This is a genomic window from Gordonia alkanivorans NBRC 16433, from assembly GCF_000225505.1.
GTDB lineage: Bacteria > Actinomycetota > Actinomycetes > Mycobacteriales > Mycobacteriaceae > Gordonia > Gordonia alkanivorans.
Map to the genome: position 1 here is coordinate 182,307 of NZ_BACI01000097.1, position 20,219 is coordinate 202,525.

Here is a 20,219-nt window from a genome sequence, read left to right on the forward strand (position 1 = left end):
TCCGTCTGGTTTCGTCGCCTCCCGTGTCCACAGGATGGGGGACATCCGCCTTCTCCGACGCCCCCGCGCCCTGGCCGTGCAAGACTAGAACAGGTTCTAGTCTTGCATCGATCCGTTCCAGCAGCCCCCACGTCAGAGCAGTAGAAGGAGTACCGGTGACCGCACCCTCGTCCCACGATATCCTCGGCACCACGGTGACCATGCCCGTCGAGATCCGGCATGCGCAGTGTTTCGTCGCGGGTTTCACCGCAGACGCGGCCGCGGTCCAGCGTGCGATCGACAGCGAGTCCGCACGCCCCGGCACCCTGCGTCCACTGCGCGTCCGACCGGGACGCGCGATGTGCATGCTGGTTTTCGTCGACTACGTCGACGGCGACCTCGGGCCATATAACGAGTTCGGTGTCTGCTTCCTCGTCGACGACCCGTCACAACCCCCTACCTCGCCTCTTGGGGCGCTCCGCTCGCTCGCCAAGGGCGACGCGCGTGCGCTCGTGCACCGCCTCCCGGTGGACGGCGACTTCACTCTCGCGGCCGGGCGCGGGATCTGGGGCTTCCCCAAAACCCTGGCCGAGTTCGACGTCGACCACACCTCGTCGACCCGGCGCGGCCGGCTCGAGGCCGATGGTTCGCTGATCGCCGACCTGCGGATCAAACCCGGCGTCAAGGTCCCGGACACGACCGCCGACACCGTCCTGCACGCCTACTCCCAGCTCGACGGCGTCACCCGGCTCACCCCGTGGCGCCTCACATCGGTGAGCGGGACCCGCACCCGCCTCGGCGGGGCGAGCCTCACGCTCGGCGACCACCCGATCGCCGCCGAACTCCGCTCGCTGCGGCTCGGCCGGCATGCGCTGATGACCAGCTCGGTGGAGAAGATCACCATGCGATTCGAGAACCCGACCGTCGTCTGAGTCCCGGTTGCGGACACCGGGGTCCCGACGCCGGGGAGAATGGTCGCCATGAGCAATCTGGAGATCCAGCCGGCCGAGGTCGAATGCCACACCGACGCCGAGAACGCGACCGGGTCGGGACACCTTCGTCTGGAGGTCCTCACCGCACGTGACGTACCCCTCGGCGGTCCGCGCGCGATGACCGTCCACCGGACCCTCCCCCAACGCTCGCGGTCGCTCATCGGCGCGTGGTGCTTCGTGGACCACTACGGGCCCGACGACGTGGCGAGTACCGGCGGGATGGATGTGCCGCCGCATCCGCATACCGGCCTGCAGACGGTCAGCTGGTTGTTCACCGGCGAAGTCGAGCATCGCGACACGATGGGCAACCACGCGAGGGTCCGCCCCGGCGAGATCAACCTGATGACCGCGGGACACGGCATCGCGCACACCGAGGTGTCGACCCCGGAGACCACGATCCTGCACGGCGTACAGCTGTGGACCGCGCTGCCCGCCGATGCCGTCGACACAGCAAGGGATTTCGCCCATCACCGCCCCGAGGACATCGAGCTCGACGGGGTCACGGCCAAGGTGTTCCTCGGCGAGCTTCTCGGCACCCGCTCGCCGGTACACACGTTCACGCCACTGCTGGGCGCCCAGCTCGACTTCGCGCCCGGCGCCACCGTCGACCTCGACGTCGATCCCGCCTTCGAGCACGGCATCCTCGTCGACGCGGGAACCATCGAGGTCGCCGACACCGGTGCCGCACCTCTCCAGCGCACCGAGCTCGGTTACGTCGGAGTGGGTGCGTCGCGACTGACGCTGACCAACGTCGCCGACGACGCCGCCCGCGTGATCCTGCTCGGCGGCACCCCGTTCGGCGAGGACATCGTGATGTGGTGGAACTTCATCGGCCGCACGCACGAGGAGATCGTCGGGTTCCGCGACGAGTGGATGGCCCACAGCGAACGGTTTGGACAGGTACAGGGATACGACGGCGACATCCAGCACCTGCCCGCACCCGCTTTGCCGCACTCTCGGCTACGTCCCCGGAAGAACACTCCGGGCCGCGCCTGACGCCGAGCCCCGCTCCCTGGGGAGGGCCATCACGAAGGGCCGAGCAACCGGGCGAAGTTGGCGATGCCCGCCGCCTCGATCGTCTGTTGGCGCACGTCGGGTCCCGTACCACGCGCGTCGTGCTGTGTGTCGCCGACGCGGCTCCGGGTGTCTGACGCGGCACCACCCGCGGCCCGCGGCTCGATGAGTCCCGCGAGTTCGTTTGCCGCACGGTCGATTCGACCACTCAGACCGCCATCACCAGCCGACTCGGCGCCCGCCCAGTCCTCTGACGCCGCGTACACCCCGGTCGGCACGATCACGGTTCGCAGGTAGGAGAACAGCGGGCGCAGCGCGTGATCGAGCACCATGGAGTGCCGCGGGCTGCCGCCGGTGGCGGCGATGAGCACGGGCTTGCCGGACATCGCGTCCACGTCGACCAGGTCGAAGAACATCTTGAACAGTCCGCTGTAGGAGGCGTTGAAGACCGGGGACGCCACGATCAACGCGTCAGCAGATTCCACGGCGTCGAGAGCGGCGCGGGCCTGCCCGGGGGCGAACCCGCCGGTCATCGCACGGCCGAGATCGACGGCCAGATCCCGCAGATCGATCACCTGAACGTCGACCACGCGCTCGCCCTCGCCGAGTGCGTCGGTCACCGCCACCGTCAGCCGGTCGATCAACATCCGCGTCGACGACGGTTCGGAGAGACCGGCGTTCACCGCGACGATCCGCAGGGCGGTCACGAGGACACCTCCACATCCTGATCGGCTTCCTGGCGGGCGGCGACGAGCGAGGCGTGCGTCGGCGCGTCGGGAACGTCGTCGGGACGTCCCTCCGCAAACCCGGCGCGCAGGTCCGGTAGCACCTCGCCCAGCAGGTCGAGCTGCTCCAGCACGGTCTTGAGCGGCAGTCCCGCATGATCGACGAGGAACAGCTGACGCTGGTAGTCGCCGAAGGTCTCCCGGAAGGTCAGCGTCTTGTCGACGAACTCGGCCGGGCTGCCGACGGTCAGCGGCGTCTGCGAGGTGAAGTCCTCGAGCGACGGACCGTGTCCGTACACCGGCGCGTTGTCGAAGTACGGGCGGAACTCGCGCACCGCGTCCTGCGACTTCGGTCGGATGAAGAACTGTCCGCCGAGCCCGACGATGGCCTGGTGGGCCTTGCCGTGGCCGTAGTGCTCGTACCGTTCGCGGTAGAAGTTGATCAGCCGCTGGAAGTGCTCGTTGGGCCAGAAGATGTTGTTGGCGAAGAAGCCGTCGCCGTAGTACGCCGCCTGCTCAGCGATCTCCGGGCTACGGATCGACCCGTGCCAGACGAACGGTGCCACGTCGTCGAGCGGGCGGGGCGTCGAGGTGAAGGACGTCAGCGGGGTCCGGAACTGTCCTTCCCAATCCACCACGTGCTCGGTCCACAACCGATGCAGGAGGTGGTAGTTCTCGATCGCCAGCGGGATCCCCTGGCGGATGTCCTGGCCGAACCACGGATAGACCGGACCGGTGTTGCCGCGCCCGAGCATCAGGTCGACGCGCCCGTCGGCCAGATGCTGCAGCATCGCGAAGTCCTCGGCGATCTTGACCGGGTCGTTGGTCGTGATCAGCGTGGTCGCGGTACTCAGTTGCAGACGCTCGGTCTGCGCCGCGATGTAGGCCAGGGTCGTGGTGGGCGACGACGAGAAGAAGGGCTCGTTGTGGTGCTCACCGAGCGCGAACACGTCGAGCCCGATGTCCTCGGCCTTCTTGGCGATCTGCACGATCGCCTTGATCCGCTCGTGTTCTGTGGGCGTCGTGCCCGTGGTCGGGTCGGTGGTGATGTCACTGACGCTGAAGAGTCCGAACTGCATGTCGCGCCTCCTTGTGATGGTTACACCGAGCATAACCGGACCGCGGTCCGATTAATTCCGGTGGCCGGTGAGTTAGTGTTGGCTCACTGCGGAGAAGCGCCGCGGATAGACAACTGCATCGAGGAGAGTCGCATGAAGATCCGGAAGTCCGTCGCTGCCGTCACCCTCGCCGGGGCCGCTTTGTTCGTCGCCACCGGTTGTTCGGAGTCCACCGACACCGTCGACGAGGCGACGAGCGCGGTGTCCACCGCCGTCGAGTCCGCGGCGAGCCAGGTCGAGACCGCCGCCAGCGACGCGGTCGACGAGGTCACCGGGCTCAGCAATGACGACGCACAGGAAACCCTGCGCCAGGCCATCGACCCGAACACCTCCTCCGAGGAGCTCGACCAGGTCATCGACGTCACCAATCCCGCCACCAAACCGGCCGCGATGGCTTTCGCCAAGGGCGCGTCCGCCGCGGGATACACCCCGGACGCGTTCTCGGTGAAAGAGGTCACCGAGGACGGCGACAAGGCCACCGCAACCGTCGCCGTGAAGAGTCCGCATTCCTCGACACCGGTCGACATCCAGCTCGGCTTCGTCAAGGTCGACGGCGACTGGAAGCTCAGTGGTGACGCCATTCAGCAGCTGATCAGCATGGGCAGCGGCCAGCAAGAGGGCAACTAGACCCACGGCGCACGTCGCCTCCTCGCCTACACTCGGACGGGTGTGGTTCCGACCCGGAGCCGGGCGGCGAGGAGGTGTACGTGCGTACCGATCAACCCACCCAACCGTTCGCTCCACCGGTGACCCAGCGGCACGCGCGGTGGCCGCTGGTCAATGATCTCGACGACACCGAGTTGCCGGCTGCGGCCGAACCGACCGGCACGCGGGTCGACGTGCATGTTGCGGTACCCGCGTCGCCGAAGCTGCCGACCAGGGTCGAGCCCGCGGCGGAATCGTCACCGTGGATGGTGACGCGCAACGCCGGCCGGCTGCCGGCACGGGAACATGCCGCATTGCCGCCGGTGGGCGACTTCTGGGACCTGGAGAACGCCCGCCGAGCACCCCTTGCCGCGATGCCGCTGCCCGCGCGGACCTTTCCGGCGCGCTCGGCGCCGTACCTGACCCGGCCCGTCGGCGGCCGTTCCGTCGCACCGGCTGCCTCGCTGGCTCTGACCTCCGGGCTGATCTCCATACCCCTGACCCTCCTGCTGGGACTGGGCGCGATCCTCGGACTGATCGCCGTCGTCGCCGGCGCGGTCGGAGTCAGGCAGGTTCGACGCGCCCCCGCGGAGCGCAAGGGCACCGGTCGCGCGATCACGGGCATCGTGACCGGCGCCGGCAGCGTGATCGTGGGCGGCCCGATCCTCTTCCTCGTTCTGCTCCTCGCCGGACTGTAGCCGCAGGCGCACTGTTCGAGGCCTGTCGCCGCCACGCTTGTCGCCGCCACAGTCGCACGACCGCAGAAACAACGAGACCCGCCTGTCGGCGGGTCTCGTCCGGTATGTCGGTGCGGGACTCTAGCTGACCGCGCGGAGTCGGGGCCGGACCGAGGCGACCTCGCCGCGCTCGCGGCCGAGCCAGGCCTGGATCTCGCCGATGACCTGCAACCGGGAATCAACCGGGTCGATGTCCACGAGAGACGGCATGCAGTGCATCAGTGCGGCGTAGAACGCCGAGGTCGGCGACATCCCGTACTCGGCCAGCACGCTGCCGTAGTCCTCGACGCGATCGGCGAGTTCACCGTAGGTGAGAGCGTCATCGCCCAGCCGAACAGCGGTCAGGTGGGGCGTGATCGCCCCTCGTGTCTGGATGTCATCCAGTAGTAGCTGGTCCATGATTACTGCCTTCCCGCCCGTGGAGCGTCGATCGCTGTGTCCCCGCCTCCCCTGACGTTGGTACTCATGCGATCCTTCAACCAAGTGTGCCCTACCTCATTCAACTAGTAGAACACTGACTCAACATGTGTGGGATATTCCACAACAATTTCGGTAACTGTGCTGCAATCCGATGTTACGGCTGTGACTGCAGTTGCGACAGGTCACCACTGGGTTGATTCTTTACCTGTTATCCACGTGCAACTGTCCCGATATTCGAGCACGACCGACTTTCGCAATCGCGAGTGTCGGGGCCCGTCACCGACTCAGGCGTCGCCGCTCTTGTCCGCCTCCATCGCCTCGATGAGGCTCTTGGGCCGGAGGTCGGTCCAGTTCTGCTCCACGTACTCCAGGCACGCGGCGCGGCTGTCCTCGCCGAAGACCTTGGTCCACCCGGCGGGGATGTCGGCGAACGTCGGCCACAGCGAGTGCTGGTTCTCGTCGTTCACGAGCACGTAGAAGCGGCCGTCCTCGTCGTCGAATGGGTTCGTCATGGGTGTCCTTTCTCCATCGGCACGGCGACTGTCGTCACCCGCCTGCTTTGTTGTTGTCGAACGTAGTGGCTCGCCGCCCGGATTCACGCGAGGTCAGGTCGATGATGTCACGCAAACCCCCTCATTCCGGTGTCCGCTCGCCGAGGCCGTCGACCTGCGACAGCTGGGCATCGAGCGCGGGGCCGACGACCGCGAGCGCGTCGGCGTTCGCCATCCCGAGGTGGTGGGTGGCCACATCGACGTTGTCGACGGCGCCGGTGACGAACGGACGCCAGGCGCCCGCCAACAGGGACGGGTCGTCCTTGTCCGCGGTCGCGGTGAACACGTGCATGTCGCCGGTGAAGACGTCCGGACGGTAGTCGAGGACCACCTGGGTCGAGGACTCGAAGCTGTCCATGATGCGCTCCACCTGGTCCTCCGCCAGCAGGCCCATGCCGGAGATCTGCTGCCGGATGATCGCGGTGACCTCCTCGGGGCTGGACGCCTGCACGTCGTCGCCGAGATCGAAGAGATCCCGCCAGCCACCCAGGACGTCGACCACGGTGGAGGCGTCCGGCTCGATCACCGGCCCCGGCTCCGCCGCGGCCGCCTCGACCGGCTCCCCGTGCTGGGGGACGTCGTGGACGATCACCGGTTCGTCCTCCGGGCGGGAGTCCATGATCCCCAGGTAGGCGACCTGCTGCCCGAGTTCCACGAGGTGGACGGCCATCGCGTGGGCGATCACGCCGCCGACCGACCAGCCGAGCAGATGGTAGGGGCCATGCGGCTGGACCCGCCGGATCTCCTCGACATAGCGCCGGGCCAGCACCCGCGCGTCGGTCACGCTCGGCTCTCCGGTCACCACATGCGGGTCCTGGAGTCCGTAGATGGGCCGATCCCGCAGGTGCGGTGCCAGCCCGCCGTAGAACCACGCCAGGCCGCCGGCCGGGTGCACGCAGAACAGCGGCGGCCGCGAACCCTCGCCGCGAAGGCTGATCACCACGTCGTTGCTCACCGCGTTGTCCTCGGCCAGTCGGCGGGCCAGACCACGCACGGTCGGATCGCTGAACAACCACGCGAGTTCGATGTCGAAGCCGTTGCGGTCGCGCAGCGCCGCCGCGACCCGGGTGGCCGAGAGGGAGTTGCCGCCGAGGTCGAAGAAGCTGTCGGTGGCACCGATCTGTTCGACGCCGAGGACCTCGGCGTAGGCATCGGCGATCGCCTGCTCGACCGGGGTGGCCGGGGTGACGAATTCGACGGAAGCCACCTCGGGAGCCGGCAGCGCCGCTCGGTCCAGCTTGCCGACCGGGGTCAGCGGGAACTCGTCGAGCACCGTGATCGAGGCAGGCACCATGTGTCCGGGCAGCTGCGCGGCCAGCAGACCACGCAGAGCGTCCACCTCTACACCGTCACCGACGACATACGCGGCGAGGCTCGACGCCACCGAACTCGGGGTGCCCGACGAGCCGATGCCGACGACGACCGCCGAACGCACCTCGGGCGCCGAGCGCAGCACCGCCTCGATCTCGCCGAGTTCGATACGCAGGCCGCGGAGCTTCACCTGATCGTCGCTACGACCGGAGTACTCGAGCGTGAGGTCGCCCGACGGTGACTCGCGCCAGCGCACGACGTCGCCGGTCCGGTACATGCGGCGTCCGGACCCGGCGAGGGGACTGGCGACGAACCGCGCGGCGGTCAGGCCGGGCTGGTCGAGATAGCCGCGCGAGAGTGCGGGGCCGAGGACGTAGAGCTCCCCCGCCACACCGACCGGCACCGGCCGCAGGTGGGCGTCGAGCACGAGGAACTCGAGGCCGGGCAGCGGACCACCGAGGCGGACCGGGTCGCCGGGCGTCGCCGCGTCGGAGACCGCGACCATGATCGTCGTCTCCGTCGGGCCGTATCCGTTGTGGATGCGCGTGTGCGGCGCCCAGGCGTCCATCACCGACTGCGGCACGGCCTCGCCGCCGACGGAGACCGCCTGCAGGCTGGGCAGCGCGGCCGGGTCGAGCGTCGACAGCACCGACGGCGTGAGGAAGGTCGTGGCGACTTCGTGTCGCTGCATGAACTCCTGCAGCTCCGCACCGCCGACCGCGGTCGACGGCCGGTAGACGAGCGTGCCCCCGTTGACCGTCGCGAGGAGGTACTCGAGCACCGAGGCGTCGAAGCTCGGGGACGCGAATCCCAGGACCACCGCCCCGTCCTCGGTTCCCAGCGCCGTCGACTTCGCCACGGCGAAGTTGCGCAGTCCCGAATGTGACACCGCGACACCCTTGGGGCGTCCCGTCGACCCCGAGGTGTAGATGACGTAGGCGACGTTGTCGGTTCTGACCGGACCGGTCTGCTCGGCCGGGTCCACCGGGGCATCCGACGTGGCGTTGAGTTCGGCGGCGACCGCGGCGTCGTCGAGGCGGAGCCACTCGAAGCCCTCGTCCGGCAACGCGCCGACGGCGTGAACCGACAGACCCATCCGGGCGCCGGAGTCCTCCACCATCGTCGCGACCCGTTCGGCAGGGTAATCCGGATCGATGGGAACGTAACCGCCGCCGGTCTTCGCGACCGCCCAGATCGCGACCAACAGGTCGACGGACCGGGGAATCGCAAGCGCCACCAGTGTTTCCGCACCGACGCCGCGACCGATCAGCCAGCGCGCCAGGCGGTTGGACCGGGCGTGCAGCGCCAAGTACGACAGGGTGGCGCCCGAGGCGTCGACCACCGCGGTACGACGCCGGTACCGCGTGCCGGCCTCGGTGAAGAGCTCGCCCAGCAACACGGCCTCGGCGGCCTGGCCGCCGTGTACCGGCACCAGCGACTCGGCCTCACCGGCCAGCAGGATGGGCGCCGCGGCGACCGGGGCGCTCGGGGTCGCGGTGAGCGCGCCGAGCAGGTTGACGAATCGGGCCGTGAAGCCGGTGGCGGTGGATTCCGCGAACAGATCGGTGGCGTATTGCAGTGCCGCCGACCAGGTCTCGCCCGCCTCCGCCTTCGCGATCGAGAACAGCAGATCGACCTTCGCCGGCACCTCGCCCGCGTCGAGCGGGCTGACCGAGATGTCGCCGAGATCGGCCGACAGCGACTGTCCGGCGAGCTCGGGGACCACCGCCTGGTCCAGGGTCAGCCACACCTGGGTGAGCGGGGCGAACGCCTCGGAACGAACCGGGTTGAGCCGGTCGACGAGGGTCTCGAACGGCAGATCGGCATGGGCGAAGGCATCGAGGTCGGTGCGTCGGACGCGACCGAGGACGTCGACGAACGTGTCACCGGCCGCGTGGGCGGTACGCAGCACGAGCGTGTTCACGAACATGCCGACCAGCGGATCGAGTACCGCGGCACCACGTCCGGCGATCGGCGTGCCGATCGCCACGTCGTCGGTTCCCGACAGGTCGGCGAGCAGGACCGCCAGCGCCGCGTGCAGCACCATGAACGGGGTGACCCCGAACTCGTCGGCGACGGTATCGATCCGGGTGGTGACGTCGGCCGGGATCGTGAACGGCACGCGGGCGCCACGCTGCGACGCGACTGCCGGGCGTGGTCGGTCGGTCGGCAACTCGAGCAGATCCGGCATGCCGGCCAGGTGCGCGCTCCAGTACTCCAGTTGCGCACCCATCACCGACGCCGCGTCGTCGACGTCGCCGAGGGCGCGGCTCTGCCAGATGGCGTAGTCGGCGTACTGGACGGGCAGCGGCTCGAACGACGGCTGTGTACCGGCGGCCCGTGCCAGGTAGGCGGCGGTGAGATCGGTGACCAGCGGCCCGAGGGATTCGCCATCGGACGCCACGTGGTGCAGGACCACCGCGAGAATGTACTCGGCTGCCCCGGAACCGGTGTCGATCTCGATCAGCCTGGTCCGCACCGGCCACTCGACGGCGAGGTCGAATCCGTTTGTGACGGCGGCCAGTACGACCGCTGCCCCGTCGCGCCCGGCTGCGGTCGGCACGAACTCGTGGTCGAGCCGGGTCGCGATGTCGGCCACCGGGGCGATCAGCTGTACCGGCTGACCGCCGGTCTCGGGATAGGTGGTGCGGAGGATGTCATGGCGCGCGACGACGTCGGCGATCGCGGCGCCGAGCGCGGCCGGATCGAGATCACCGGTCAGGCGCATCACCGCCGGGATGTTGTAGGCCGCCCGCGTCGGATCGAAGCGGTTGATGAACCACATCCGCTGTTGAGCGAAAGACAACGGAATCCGCTCCGGCCGCGGCGACACCGCGACGATGGGCGGGAGTCCGCCAGTACGGTCGCCGAGGCGTTCGGCCAGCAGGCGCGGAGTCGGCGCCTCGAAGACGTCACGCACCGTCACGTCGACACCGAGAGCGTCTCCGAGCCGGGCCGCCGCCCGCATCGCCGACAGCGAATTGCCACCGATGTCGAAGAAGTTCGTGGTGGCGCCGACGTTCTCCGGCGACATCGACAGCAGCTCGGCGAAGACTGACGCCGCCGCCGCTTCCCGCGGGCCGGCGACCGGCACGATCGCGGCGGTGTCGACGGTCGGCGCGGGCAACTGCTGTCGCACGATCTTGCCCGCGCTGCTCAGCGGCATCTCGTCGATCAGCATCCACATCCCGGGACGCATGAACTCCGGGAGCGCTTGCGCCACCGAGTGTTTGACCGCATCCAGGTCCACCGAGGCCGGCGTCAGGTAGGCCACGAGTTGCTGCTCGGCTGGGGTCTCGACGACGGCCGCCGCCGCGTACACGACGCCCGGCGCCGACGTGAGGGCCGACTCGATCTCGCCGAGCTCGATCCGCTGGCCACGCAGCTTCACCTGGAAGTCCGTGCGGCCCTGGTATTCCAGCTCACCGTCGGCTCGCCAGCGGACCAGGTCACCGGTCCGGTACAGGCGAGACCCCGGAACGCCGTACGGGTTCGGCACGAAGCGTTCGGCCGTCAGCGCGGGTCGCGAGGTGTATCCACGGGCCAGCTGGACACCGCCGAGGTACAGCTCGCCGGTGAATCCCGGTGCCACCGGGCGCAACCGATGGTCGAGCACCAGCGCGGTCGTGTTCGCGACGGGCCGTCCGATGGAGACCGAGTCGCCCGCGACCCGCGCGACGGTCGCGTAGATCGTCGCCTCGGTCGGTCCGTACTGGTTGTGGATCGGCGCGTGCGGGATCAGCTCCCGTACCGTCTCGGCGACGCTCTGCGGGAGCGCCTCTCCGCCGGTGTGCAGGTAGCGCAGTCGTGAGAGACCGCGCAGCTGTTCGGGATCGGCGACCTCGGTGAGCACGGCGAGCATCGAGGGCACCAGCGTCGCCGACGTCACACCGAAGTCCGCGAGGTAGCGCAGGACGGCGACCGGGTCACGATGCGCACCCGGCTCCATGACCACCAGGCGGCCACCCGACAGCGGCGGGCGGAGGATCTCGCCCACCGACGGATCGAAGGTCAGCTCGAGCACCTGCAGGAAGACGTCGCCGGGGCCGAAATCGTAGGCGCCGCGGTCGTAGTCGAGATGGGCGCGCAGGGTTTCGTGACTCACCGTGACGCCCTTGGGACGACCGGTCGAACCCGACGTGAAGATGGTGTAGGCCGGATTCGCGCCGACGACTGCCGACGAACGCTCCGCCGGCGCGAAGAGCGACGCCGGCTCACCAGCGTCCGAGTCGTCGTCGACGGCCACGACGGTCACACCGGGGTCGAGGGCCTCGATGCCCGCCGGGACCAGTCCCGGGCCGATCAGCACCGCCGCGACATCGGCGGTGCGCGCCAGATAGTCGATGCGATCGGCCGGCGCGGCCGGGTCCATCGGCACGAATTGCCCACCGGCGGCGAGAATCGCGTGGACGGCGACGATCATCTCCGTCGACCGCGGGATGCACACGCCGACCGCGACCTCAGGTCCGACCCCCAGACCCACGAGCCGTCGGGCGAGAACGCTCACCCTGCTTCCCAATTCGGCATAGGTCGATTGCGCGCGGGTCGAGGCCCCGGCCGGACTCTCCACCGCGATCGCGCCGGGCGACGCGGCGACGCGCTCGAGCAGGAGATCGGCGACATGGGTGCCGGACGGGATCAGCTCCGGGCCGGTCGACCATGTGTCGAGGCGGGCCTCGTCGTCCTTCGACATCGGTGGGATGTCGGCGATCCGGGTCTGTGCGTCGCCCGCGATGGCCTGCAGGATGCGCTCGAGGGACCGCGCGAAGACGGCGATCTCGTCGGTGGCGAAGGCGTCGGGAAGGTAGGTCAAGCGGACCGCGATGCCCGACGCGGTCGGCGAGGTCGCGAGGTTGAGCGGGTAGTGCGTGGCGTCGGAGACCTCGACGTCCCGGATCGCCAGTCCCACTGCCGCACTGGCGGCACCGCCGGCCAGTGAGTCGTTGTCGACGGGATAGGACTCGTGCACGGTCAGGGTGTCGAACAACTGCGGCCGTCCGACGGCGGTGAGGATCTCGGGCAAGCCGATGTGCTGGTGATCGAGCACGGCGGTCTTGTCCGACTGCAACCGGCCGAGGACCTCGGCGATCGTCGCCTCCGGGTCGACGTCGACGACGGCGGGCAGCGTGTTGATGAACAGGCCGACCATCGACTCGACGCCGTCGAGTCCGGCGGGACGTCCGGACACGGTCTCACCGAAGGTGACCACCCGGTTGTCGGTCAGCCGGGACAGCAGCACCGCCCAGGCGAGCTGCAACACCGTGGCCGTCGTCGAACCGGATTGCCGCGCCGTCCGCTCGAGCCCCGAGACCAGGTCGGGTTCGAGGACCCAGCGATGCTCGCGCGGCAGATGGTCTGCCGCGGAGTCGTTCTCGGCATCCTCGACGGCGTGGCCGGTGAGTCCGGGGGCGACCAGGGTCGGCTCCTCGACCGGTTCGAGGACCCGCCGCCACGCCGCGAGACCGGCGTCGAGGTCGGTGTCGGCGATGCGGGCCAGGTAGTCGGCGAAGTCGGTGCGTTCGGTCGTTCCCTGACCGGTGAACGGGGTCCCCGTCGCGTAGAGCGCCAGCAGGTCGGCCAACACCAGCGGCCCGGACCAGCCGTCGAACAGGATGTGATGGTTGGTGATGACCACGCTCGTGCCCTGTGCGTGGCGCACGACCACCGCTCGCAGCAGCGGCGGGTCGGCGAGGTCGAACGGTTCGGTGCGCTCGGCCGCCGACACCTCGTCGACGGCAGCCCGGACATCCACCTCGGCGGTGGTCGGCACGTCGAGCACGCGCCAGCGCAGCGGCACCGTCTCGGGCACGACGGTGACCACGTGCCCGCTGGGCACCCGGACGAACCCGGACTTGAGGGTGCGGTGGTGATCGAGCAGTGCGACCACCGCGGTGCGCAGCCGCTCGAGGTCGACCTCACCCTCGAGGTGCAGAACCGCTTGCGTCACATACACATCGAGTTCATCGGCGCCCGCGAGTTGGGACTGGAAGTACAGCCCGCGTTGCAGCGGCGACAGGGCCCAGACATGCGCACCGGGGAACCGCTGCGCCACGATGTCCAAGTCATGCTGGGTCACCTCGGCACCCGGGACATCCGACGGCGAGCGGCCGACGTCGACGCCGTCGGTGACGAGGCGGACGACGTCGGCGAGTTCCGCGGTCCACCGTCGTGCGATGTCGCGGACATCCTCCGGCGACAGGATCGCCGCCGGGAACTGCAGATCGGCCGAGAGCACACGCCCCTTCGAGGACGCACCGGTGCTCGCGTTGACCGTCAGCACGCTCATGGCCGCCACCCCGTCGGACACCGTGGCCGGCAGGAACGGCGCGTCGGGTGCGGGCAGGAAGCCCGCACCGGCCGGTGCTGCGGTGTCGGACGACGGGGCGACCGACGACAGGGGGTCGGCCCCGTCCGGGGTCGTCGGGTCCTCGCTCTGACCGGTCGTACCGCGGGTCCCGAGATAGTTGAACGCGATCGTCGGCAGCGGACGCGAATGCAGTTGCGCGGCCGGGTCGCCGGGGCCGCGGCCGTCGGCGGCGTAACGCAGCAGGCCGAACCCGATCCCGGAGTCGGGCATGCCGAGGCGTTCTTCCTTGGCCGCCTTGACCGCGTGGACGACGTCGTCGGCCGGATCGAGGGCGAGCGGGGCGATCGAGGTGAACCAGCCGACCGTGCGCGACAGGTCGGCGCGACGCGGGTCCGGGCCGGTGAGCAGGACGTCCTCGTATCGGCCGTGCCCCTCGGTGAGCACGGTGACGGGAGCGGCGTCGGCGATGCCGCGATCATGTTGCCAGGAGCGGACCGCGCGCGCGAGGGTGCCGAGCAGGACGTCGACGACGGACGCCGAGAACGCCTCGGGCACAGTCGTCGTCAACGGGTCGACGATGGCCGGGTCGACGCGGTGGACGATCGAGGTCAGGGTGCCGTATCGGTCGCGGTCGGGGTCGAGCGGCGCACCGAAGTCGGTCGGGACGGCCGGGGAGCGCTCGAGCCAGTACCCGGCTTCGCCACGACGGGCGTCGAGCTGCGCGGTGAGTGCCCGCTGCCACGCACGTTGCGAGGTCTCCTCGGCGCGGACCGCCGCCGGTTGCCCCGCGGTCAGCTGGGCGTGGACGGTGAGCAGATCCTCGATCAGGATCGGCCAGGACACCGCGTCGACGGCGAGGTGGTGCAGTACCAGCACTATTCGTACGGACCGATCCGCCTCGTCGGGAGAACCCTGCGGGGCGGCGCCGCTGACCACCGTCGCGGCGACCAGCCGCCCGGCGGCCGGGTCGAGGCGGCGCGCCGCCTGCGCATGCGCGTCGACCAGCGCATCGGCGAACCCGGCCTCGCCGGGCAGGGTATCCGTCGCCACCGAGACGATCGAGGCGCCGGGATCGAAAGGTGTTCCGGTGGTGAGGGTCCAAGTGTCACGGGTCTGGGTGTCCCCGACGGACTCCAGGCGCGCACCCAGCATCGGATGCGCGTCGACGACCGCGCCGAGCACCGCGCCGAGGTGGGCGACGGTGAGTCCGGCCGGCGCCGTGAGCACCATCGACTGGTTGAAGTCGGCGAGGTCGGCCGGCGTCCGAGCGGCGTCGACGAGCCAGGACACGATCGGCGGGAGATCGACCCGTCCGGCCGGATCGTCGGTGGGCTCCGCGAGCATCGGGGACCGGTCCCCACCTGCCGACGCCACCCGCGCCATCGCGCGAATGGTCTTCTGCTCGAAGATCTCTCGCGGCGACAGCGACAACCCGGCGGCCTTCGCGGCGGACGCGAGCTGGATGGACATGATCGAGTCGCCGCCGAGCGCGAAGAAGGACTCGGTGACCGAGACGGTGTCGAGACCCAGCAGCCCCGCGACGATCGCCGCGAGGGTCTCTTCGGCGGTCGTCGCCGGTGCGACGTATCCGTCGGCGGGCGTGGTGAACTCGGGCACCGGCAGTGCGCGCCGGTCGAGCTTGCCGCCCGGGGTCACGGGCAGCTCGTCGAGCACCATCGCCGAGTGCGGGATCATGTGTCGGGCAAGCCGATCCGCCGCCCCGGCCAGGACGGCGTCGGCGTCGAGGCGGTCGCCGGCGGTGTCGTCGCCCACGAGGTAGGCGACGAGCCGGGTGCGACCGTGGTCGTCGTCGACACCGGTCACGACGACCGAGCCGACGCCCGGCTGGTCACCGAGAACGGATTCGATCTCGCCGAGTTCGACTCGCTGGCCGTTGATCTTGACCTGGTGGTCGGCGCGCCCGGCGAACTCGATCGCGCCGGTCGCGGTGATCCGCACCAGGTCGCCGGTGGCATACATGCGGTGGCCCGCCTCGCGGGCGAACGGGTCGGCCACGAAGGACGACGCGGTGAGGCCGGGGCGGCCGAGGTATCCGCGCGCCAACGAGTCGCCGCTCGACAGGTAGAGCTCACCCACCACACCCTGGGGTACCGGGTGCAGACGGCCGTCGAGCACGTAGGCGGCGAAGCCGCGGACCGGTCGTCCGATGGTCACGGGCGCGCCGGGCTCGGATCGTCCGGTGGTCGCCCAGACGGTGGCCTCCGACGGGCCGTAGAAATTGAACATCCGGCGGCCGGATTCCGGTGTGGCCCACCGCGCGATCAGCTCGGGCGGGCAGGCCTCGCCACCGGTGACGAGGTTGCGGACGGTGCGGCCCCGGCGGGGGTCGACGGTCGCAAGCACCGTGGGGGTGATGAGGGTGTCGGTGACCCGATCGCGCTCGAGGATGCGGCCCAGTGCATCGCCGGCGTACTCCGACGCGGGCGCCACGACGAGGGTGTGTCCGACCGCGATCGACCACATCATCTCCAGCACCGAGGCGTCGAAGCTCGGGGAGGCGACGTGCAGGACACGGGTGTCGGGGGCCTGCGCCGGCGTTCCGGTGACCTCGGTCAGCGCGGCGACGAAGTTCGCGATGCCGCGATGCGGAACCCCGACCGCCTTCGGCCGTCCGGTGGAACCGGAGGTGTAGACGAGGTAGGCCAGGTCGTCGAGAAGGACCGGCCGATGACGCTCGACGTCGGTGACGGGTCCACCGGCGACGGCCGGATCGTCGAGCGAGGCGAGTTCGAGCCATTCGCAGGATGATTCTCCCAACCGGTCCCGCGTCGGCGCATCGGTGATGCCGAGGCGCACACCGGAATCGGCCACCATGAACGCAATGCGGTCACTCGGGTAGGCGGGGTCGATCGGCACGTAGGCGGCACCCGCCTTGATGACACCGAACACGGCGACCACCGACCCGATCGACCGCTCGAGGCCGACGGCGACCACGTCGCCGGGCCCGACCCCACGGGAGATCAGCTGGCGTGCGAGACGATTGGTTCGTTCCTCGAACTCCGTGTACGAGATCTCGTTGCCGTCGTGGACCAGTGCCGGACGATGCGGGTCGAGGGCGCGCCGCGCGAGGAGTTCGGTGAGGGTCACCGGCTCGGTGACCCCGTCGTCGGCGGCCGGCGCCGTCTCGCCGATGGAGTTGCGGCTCGGCGCGCTGAGGGTGGCCGCGTCGATGCCGACGATGTCGACGTCTCCGACGGGCAGCGACGGGTCGGTGGCCATCGCGGCGATCACCTGCAGCCAGACCTCGGCGAAGCGGCGGATGGTCGCGGCATCGAACAACGAGGTGGCGTACAGGAAGTCGGCCCGCATCGGCGACGACCCGGTCCGCTCGGACACCGAGACGGTGAGGTCGAACTTGGCGATCGGGGCGGCGGCCCCGAGCGGTTCGGCACTCAGACCCGAGAGCTCGACCCGGTCGATCTCCTCCGGCTGTCCCCCGGCGGCGACGAGGGTGTAGGCGATCTGGACCAGCGGCGGATAGGCCGTGGACCGCTCGGGCGCGAGTTCCTCGATCAGATCATCGAATTGCACGTCGGCGTGTGCGAAGGCATCGAGGTCGGTGGCGCGGATCGTGGCGATGAGGTCGTCGACGGTCGATGCCGGGTCGACGTCGGTGCGCAGCACGAGCGTGTTGACGAACATGCCGACGAGGTCGTGGAGCGCGGCGTCGGGGCGGCCGGCGATGGGTGTGCCGATGACGACGTCCCGGGTCGAGGCGAGCCGCGCGACGGTGACGGCGAGTGCCGCGTGCAGCACCATGAACACCGTGACGTCGCGGTTGCGCGCCAGGTCTTCCAGGGCGGCGGCGAGCGCGTCGTCGACGGTCACGGACTCGACGGCGGCCGCGGTGTCGAGCACGGCCGGCCGCGGGCGATCCATCGGCAGATCGGTCACCGCGGGCAGATCCGCGAGGACCTCGCGCCAGTGCGCGAGTTGACGACCCATCGGTGCGCCGGGATCATCTGCGGCGCCCAGGTATTCGCGCTGCCACAGCGCGAAGTCCGCGTACTGGACCGCGGGCGCGGCGACCGGTGGTGCGGCGTTCGTCCGGGCCAGGTACGAACCGAGCAGGTCGCGCACGAAGACCGGGGTCGACTCACCGTCGAAGGCGATGTGGTGCACGGTGACGACGACGTCCACCACCTCGGCATCGCGGCGCAGCACCCGGACCCGGAGGGGGAACTCGGCGGCGACGTCGAAACCGGTGGTCGCCGAGACGAACAGATCCTCCTCGGTCTCCACCGCCTGCCAGTCGAGGCGGGCGCGGGCCGTGTCGGCATCGGTGACGAGCTGGAACGGCCCCTGCTCGTCGCTGGGGTAGGTGGTGCGCAGGATCTCGTGGTTGGCGACCACGTCGCCGACCGCGGCCGCGAGCGCGTCGAGGTCGAGGGCTCCGGTCAGCCGCAGGGCCATCGGGATGTTGTAGGCCGCCGAGGCGGTGTCGAACTGGTTGATGAACCACATGCGGCTCTGCGCCGTCGACAACGGCAACCGCGCGGGCCGCGGCATCGCGGTGACGCGCGGGACGCTCCGGCCGCGTCCGGACACCAGGGCGGCCAGATCCCGCACCGACGGCGCGTCGAACAGGTCGCCCACCGACACGTCGACGTCGAGCAGGTCGGCCACGCGCGCCGCCACACGCGCCGCGGACAGCGAGTTGCCGCCGAGGTCGAAGAACGACTGCGTCACGCTGACCCGGTCGGCGCCCAGCACATCGGCGACGATGGTCGCGATCGAGGTCTCGGCGTCGGACTGGGGTGCGGCGAATTCCTCGACGGTGAGTTCGGGGACCGGCAGCTTACGCCGGGCGACCTTGCCCGCACTGTTCAGCGGCAGTTGCTCGAGTGTCATCCACACCGTGGGCCGCATGTAGGCCGGCAGTGTCAGCGCGACAACCGATTTCACCGCGTCGATGTCGACCGACGCGGGCGAGACATAGGCGACGAGGTGCGATTGCCCGGACACCTTCGCCACGGTGGCCGCCGCGTGGAGGACGCCCGGCGCCGACATGAGGACGGACTCGACCTCCCCCAGCTCGAGTCGCTGTCCGCGAAGCTTCACCTGGAAGTCCGTGCGGCCCAAGTATTCCAGCTGGCCACGCGCATTCCAGCGGACGAGATCGCCGGTGCGGTACAGACGTTCGCCGGGTTCACCGAAACCCTCGGTGTTGCCGGCCGCCTCGCCGCGTGCGGGAGCCGCGAAGGGACTGGCGACGAAGCGTTCGGCGGTCAGGCCGGGCTGCGAGGCGTAACCGCGGGCGAGTTGCACGCCCCCCAGATACAGCTCCCCGGGCACGCCCGAGGGCACGAGCTGCAGTCGCGAGTCGAGGACGAAGGTGGTGGTGCTCGGCACCGGGACGCCGATCGGCACCGACGTCTCCCCCGCCCGCACCTGATGAGCGGTCACATCCACCGCCGCCTCGGTCGGACCGTACAGATTGTGGACCTCGTTGCCCGGCAACGCCGCCACCAACGCTTGCGCCACCGGCGCGGTCAACGCCTCACCCGAGGTGAACGTCAACCGCAACGACGACAGCTCACCCACCCGATCGCCCAGGACATCGAGGAACACCGACAACATCGACGGCACGAAATGGATGACCGACACCCGCTCAGCCGTGATCAACTCCGCCAGATACCGCGGATCACCATGCCGCTCCGGCTCAGCCACCACCAGCGTCGCCCCCACCGCGAACGGCAGGAACAACTCCCACACCGACACATCAAACGTCACCGGGGTCTTCTGCACGAAGACATCCGAGTCCTTGATCGAATACCAGTCCCGCATCCACTCCAGACGGTTCACGATCGCCGCATGCGACACCGTCACACCCTTCGGCCGACCCGTCGACCCCGACGTGAACAACGTGTACGCCGCATCGGCGGGCTGCAGGGGCGCGAGCCGTTCGTCGTCGGTGACCGGTGCTGTGGCGAGATCGACCTCGGCGGTCGTGTCGACCACGACCGCGGTGACGTCCGCCGGCAGCTCGACGGCGGAATCGGCGGCGACGAGGACCAGCCGGGCGTCCGCGGTGTCGAGCATGTACCGGGTGCGGTCAGACGGCGCGTCGATGTCGAGCGGAACGTAGTGACCGCCCGCCGCGACGACGCCGTGGATGGCGACGAGAAGCTCGACCGACCGCGGGATGGCGACCGCGACGGCGACGTCGGGTCCGACACCGATGGAGATCAGATGACGAGCCAGTGAGTCGACCCGTGCACCGAACTCGGCGTAGCTGACGCGACGCGAACCGAACACGATGGCCGGTACGTCGGACCTCGTCGCCACATACACCACATCGGTCACCGTTGGGCCTCCATCTCGCCTCGTCGCCTGCCGTCTCGTCCTGCGTTCCCCATTCCCCCCGTGTGTTCGCTGCGCCCCGGGTGTTCTCTCCGC

9 protein-coding genes are annotated in these 20,219 nt (G+C 69.8%); 4 read left to right on the plus strand and 5 right to left on the minus strand.

The window, feature by feature from the left end; genetic code table 11:
- Window positions 1-155 precede the first annotated feature (155 nt).
- Window positions 156-911 carry an acetoacetate decarboxylase family protein gene (locus GOALK_RS17790; RefSeq protein WP_006360227.1) on the plus strand — a complete coding sequence of 252 codons (756 nt, stop codon included), beginning with the start codon at window positions 156-158 and terminating at the stop codon, window positions 909-911.
- Window positions 912-959: 48 nt separating this feature from the next.
- Window positions 960-1,967, plus strand: coding sequence for a pirin family protein (locus tag GOALK_RS17795; protein WP_006360228.1), 1,008 nt, complete (start codon window positions 960-962; stop codon window positions 1,965-1,967).
- A 29-nt stretch (window positions 1,968-1,996) separates the two neighbouring features.
- Here GOALK_RS17795 and GOALK_RS17800 read toward each other — a convergent pair whose 3' ends face one another.
- Both GOALK_RS17800 and GOALK_RS17805 read right to left on the minus strand, forming a co-directional pair.
- The gene (locus tag GOALK_RS17800) at window positions 1,997-2,692 is read right to left on the minus strand and encodes an FMN reductase (RefSeq protein ID WP_006360229.1); all 696 of its coding nucleotides are present in this window, start codon (window positions 2,690-2,692) and stop codon (window positions 1,997-1,999) included.
- Complete coding sequence (locus GOALK_RS17805; RefSeq protein WP_006360230.1) at window positions 2,689-3,789, minus strand: LLM class flavin-dependent oxidoreductase; 1,101 nt, start codon at window positions 3,787-3,789, stop codon at window positions 2,689-2,691. The genes GOALK_RS17800 and GOALK_RS17805 overlap by 4 nt, the downstream gene beginning before the upstream one ends.
- 132 nt (window positions 3,790-3,921) lie before the next feature.
- Between GOALK_RS17805 and GOALK_RS17810 the strand changes: the two genes are divergently transcribed.
- Together GOALK_RS17810 and GOALK_RS17815 are read left to right on the plus strand one after the other, a co-directional pair.
- Complete coding sequence (locus tag GOALK_RS17810; protein ID WP_006360231.1) at window positions 3,922-4,455, plus strand: MTB12 C-terminal domain-containing protein; 534 nt, start codon at window positions 3,922-3,924, stop codon at window positions 4,453-4,455.
- 80 nt (window positions 4,456-4,535) lie between these two features.
- On the plus strand, window positions 4,536-5,171 hold the full coding sequence (locus GOALK_RS17815; RefSeq protein WP_006360232.1) for a hypothetical protein: 636 nt from the start codon (window positions 4,536-4,538) through the stop codon (window positions 5,169-5,171).
- 120 nt (window positions 5,172-5,291) lie between these two features.
- On the opposite strand, the gene GOALK_RS17820 is transcribed toward GOALK_RS17815, so the two are convergent.
- From GOALK_RS17820 to GOALK_RS17830, 3 genes are all read right to left on the minus strand, one after another.
- Window positions 5,292-5,609 (minus strand): hypothetical protein, encoded by a 318-nt coding sequence (locus GOALK_RS17820; RefSeq protein WP_006360233.1) that lies wholly within the window; start codon window positions 5,607-5,609, stop codon window positions 5,292-5,294.
- Between the two features lie 305 nt (window positions 5,610-5,914).
- Window positions 5,915-6,142, minus strand: a complete 228-nt coding sequence (locus tag GOALK_RS17825; RefSeq protein ID WP_006360234.1) for an MbtH family protein — start codon at window positions 6,140-6,142, stop codon at window positions 5,915-5,917.
- A 121-nt stretch (window positions 6,143-6,263) separates the two neighbouring features.
- Window positions 6,264-20,126 carry a non-ribosomal peptide synthetase gene (locus GOALK_RS17830; RefSeq protein WP_006360235.1) on the minus strand — a complete coding sequence of 4,621 codons (13,863 nt, stop codon included), beginning with the start codon at window positions 20,124-20,126 and terminating at the stop codon, window positions 6,264-6,266.
- Window positions 20,127-20,219: the final 93 nt, after the last annotated feature.

Coding starts and splice junctions, on each gene's coding strand:
- GOALK_RS17795 (WP_006360228.1), top strand. CDS start 960: ATGAGCAATCTGGAGATCCAGCCGGCCGAGGTCGAATGCCACACCGAC.
- GOALK_RS17805 (WP_006360230.1), bottom strand. CDS start 3,789: ATGCAGTTCGGACTCTTCAGCGTCAGTGACATCACCACCGACCCGACC.
- GOALK_RS17810 (WP_006360231.1), top strand. CDS start 3,922: ATGAAGATCCGGAAGTCCGTCGCTGCCGTCACCCTCGCCGGGGCCGCT.
- GOALK_RS17820 (WP_006360233.1), bottom strand. CDS start 5,609: ATGGACCAGCTACTACTGGATGACATCCAGACACGAGGGGCGATCACG.
- GOALK_RS17825 (WP_006360234.1), bottom strand. CDS start 6,142: ATGACGAACCCATTCGACGACGAGGACGGCCGCTTCTACGTGCTCGTG.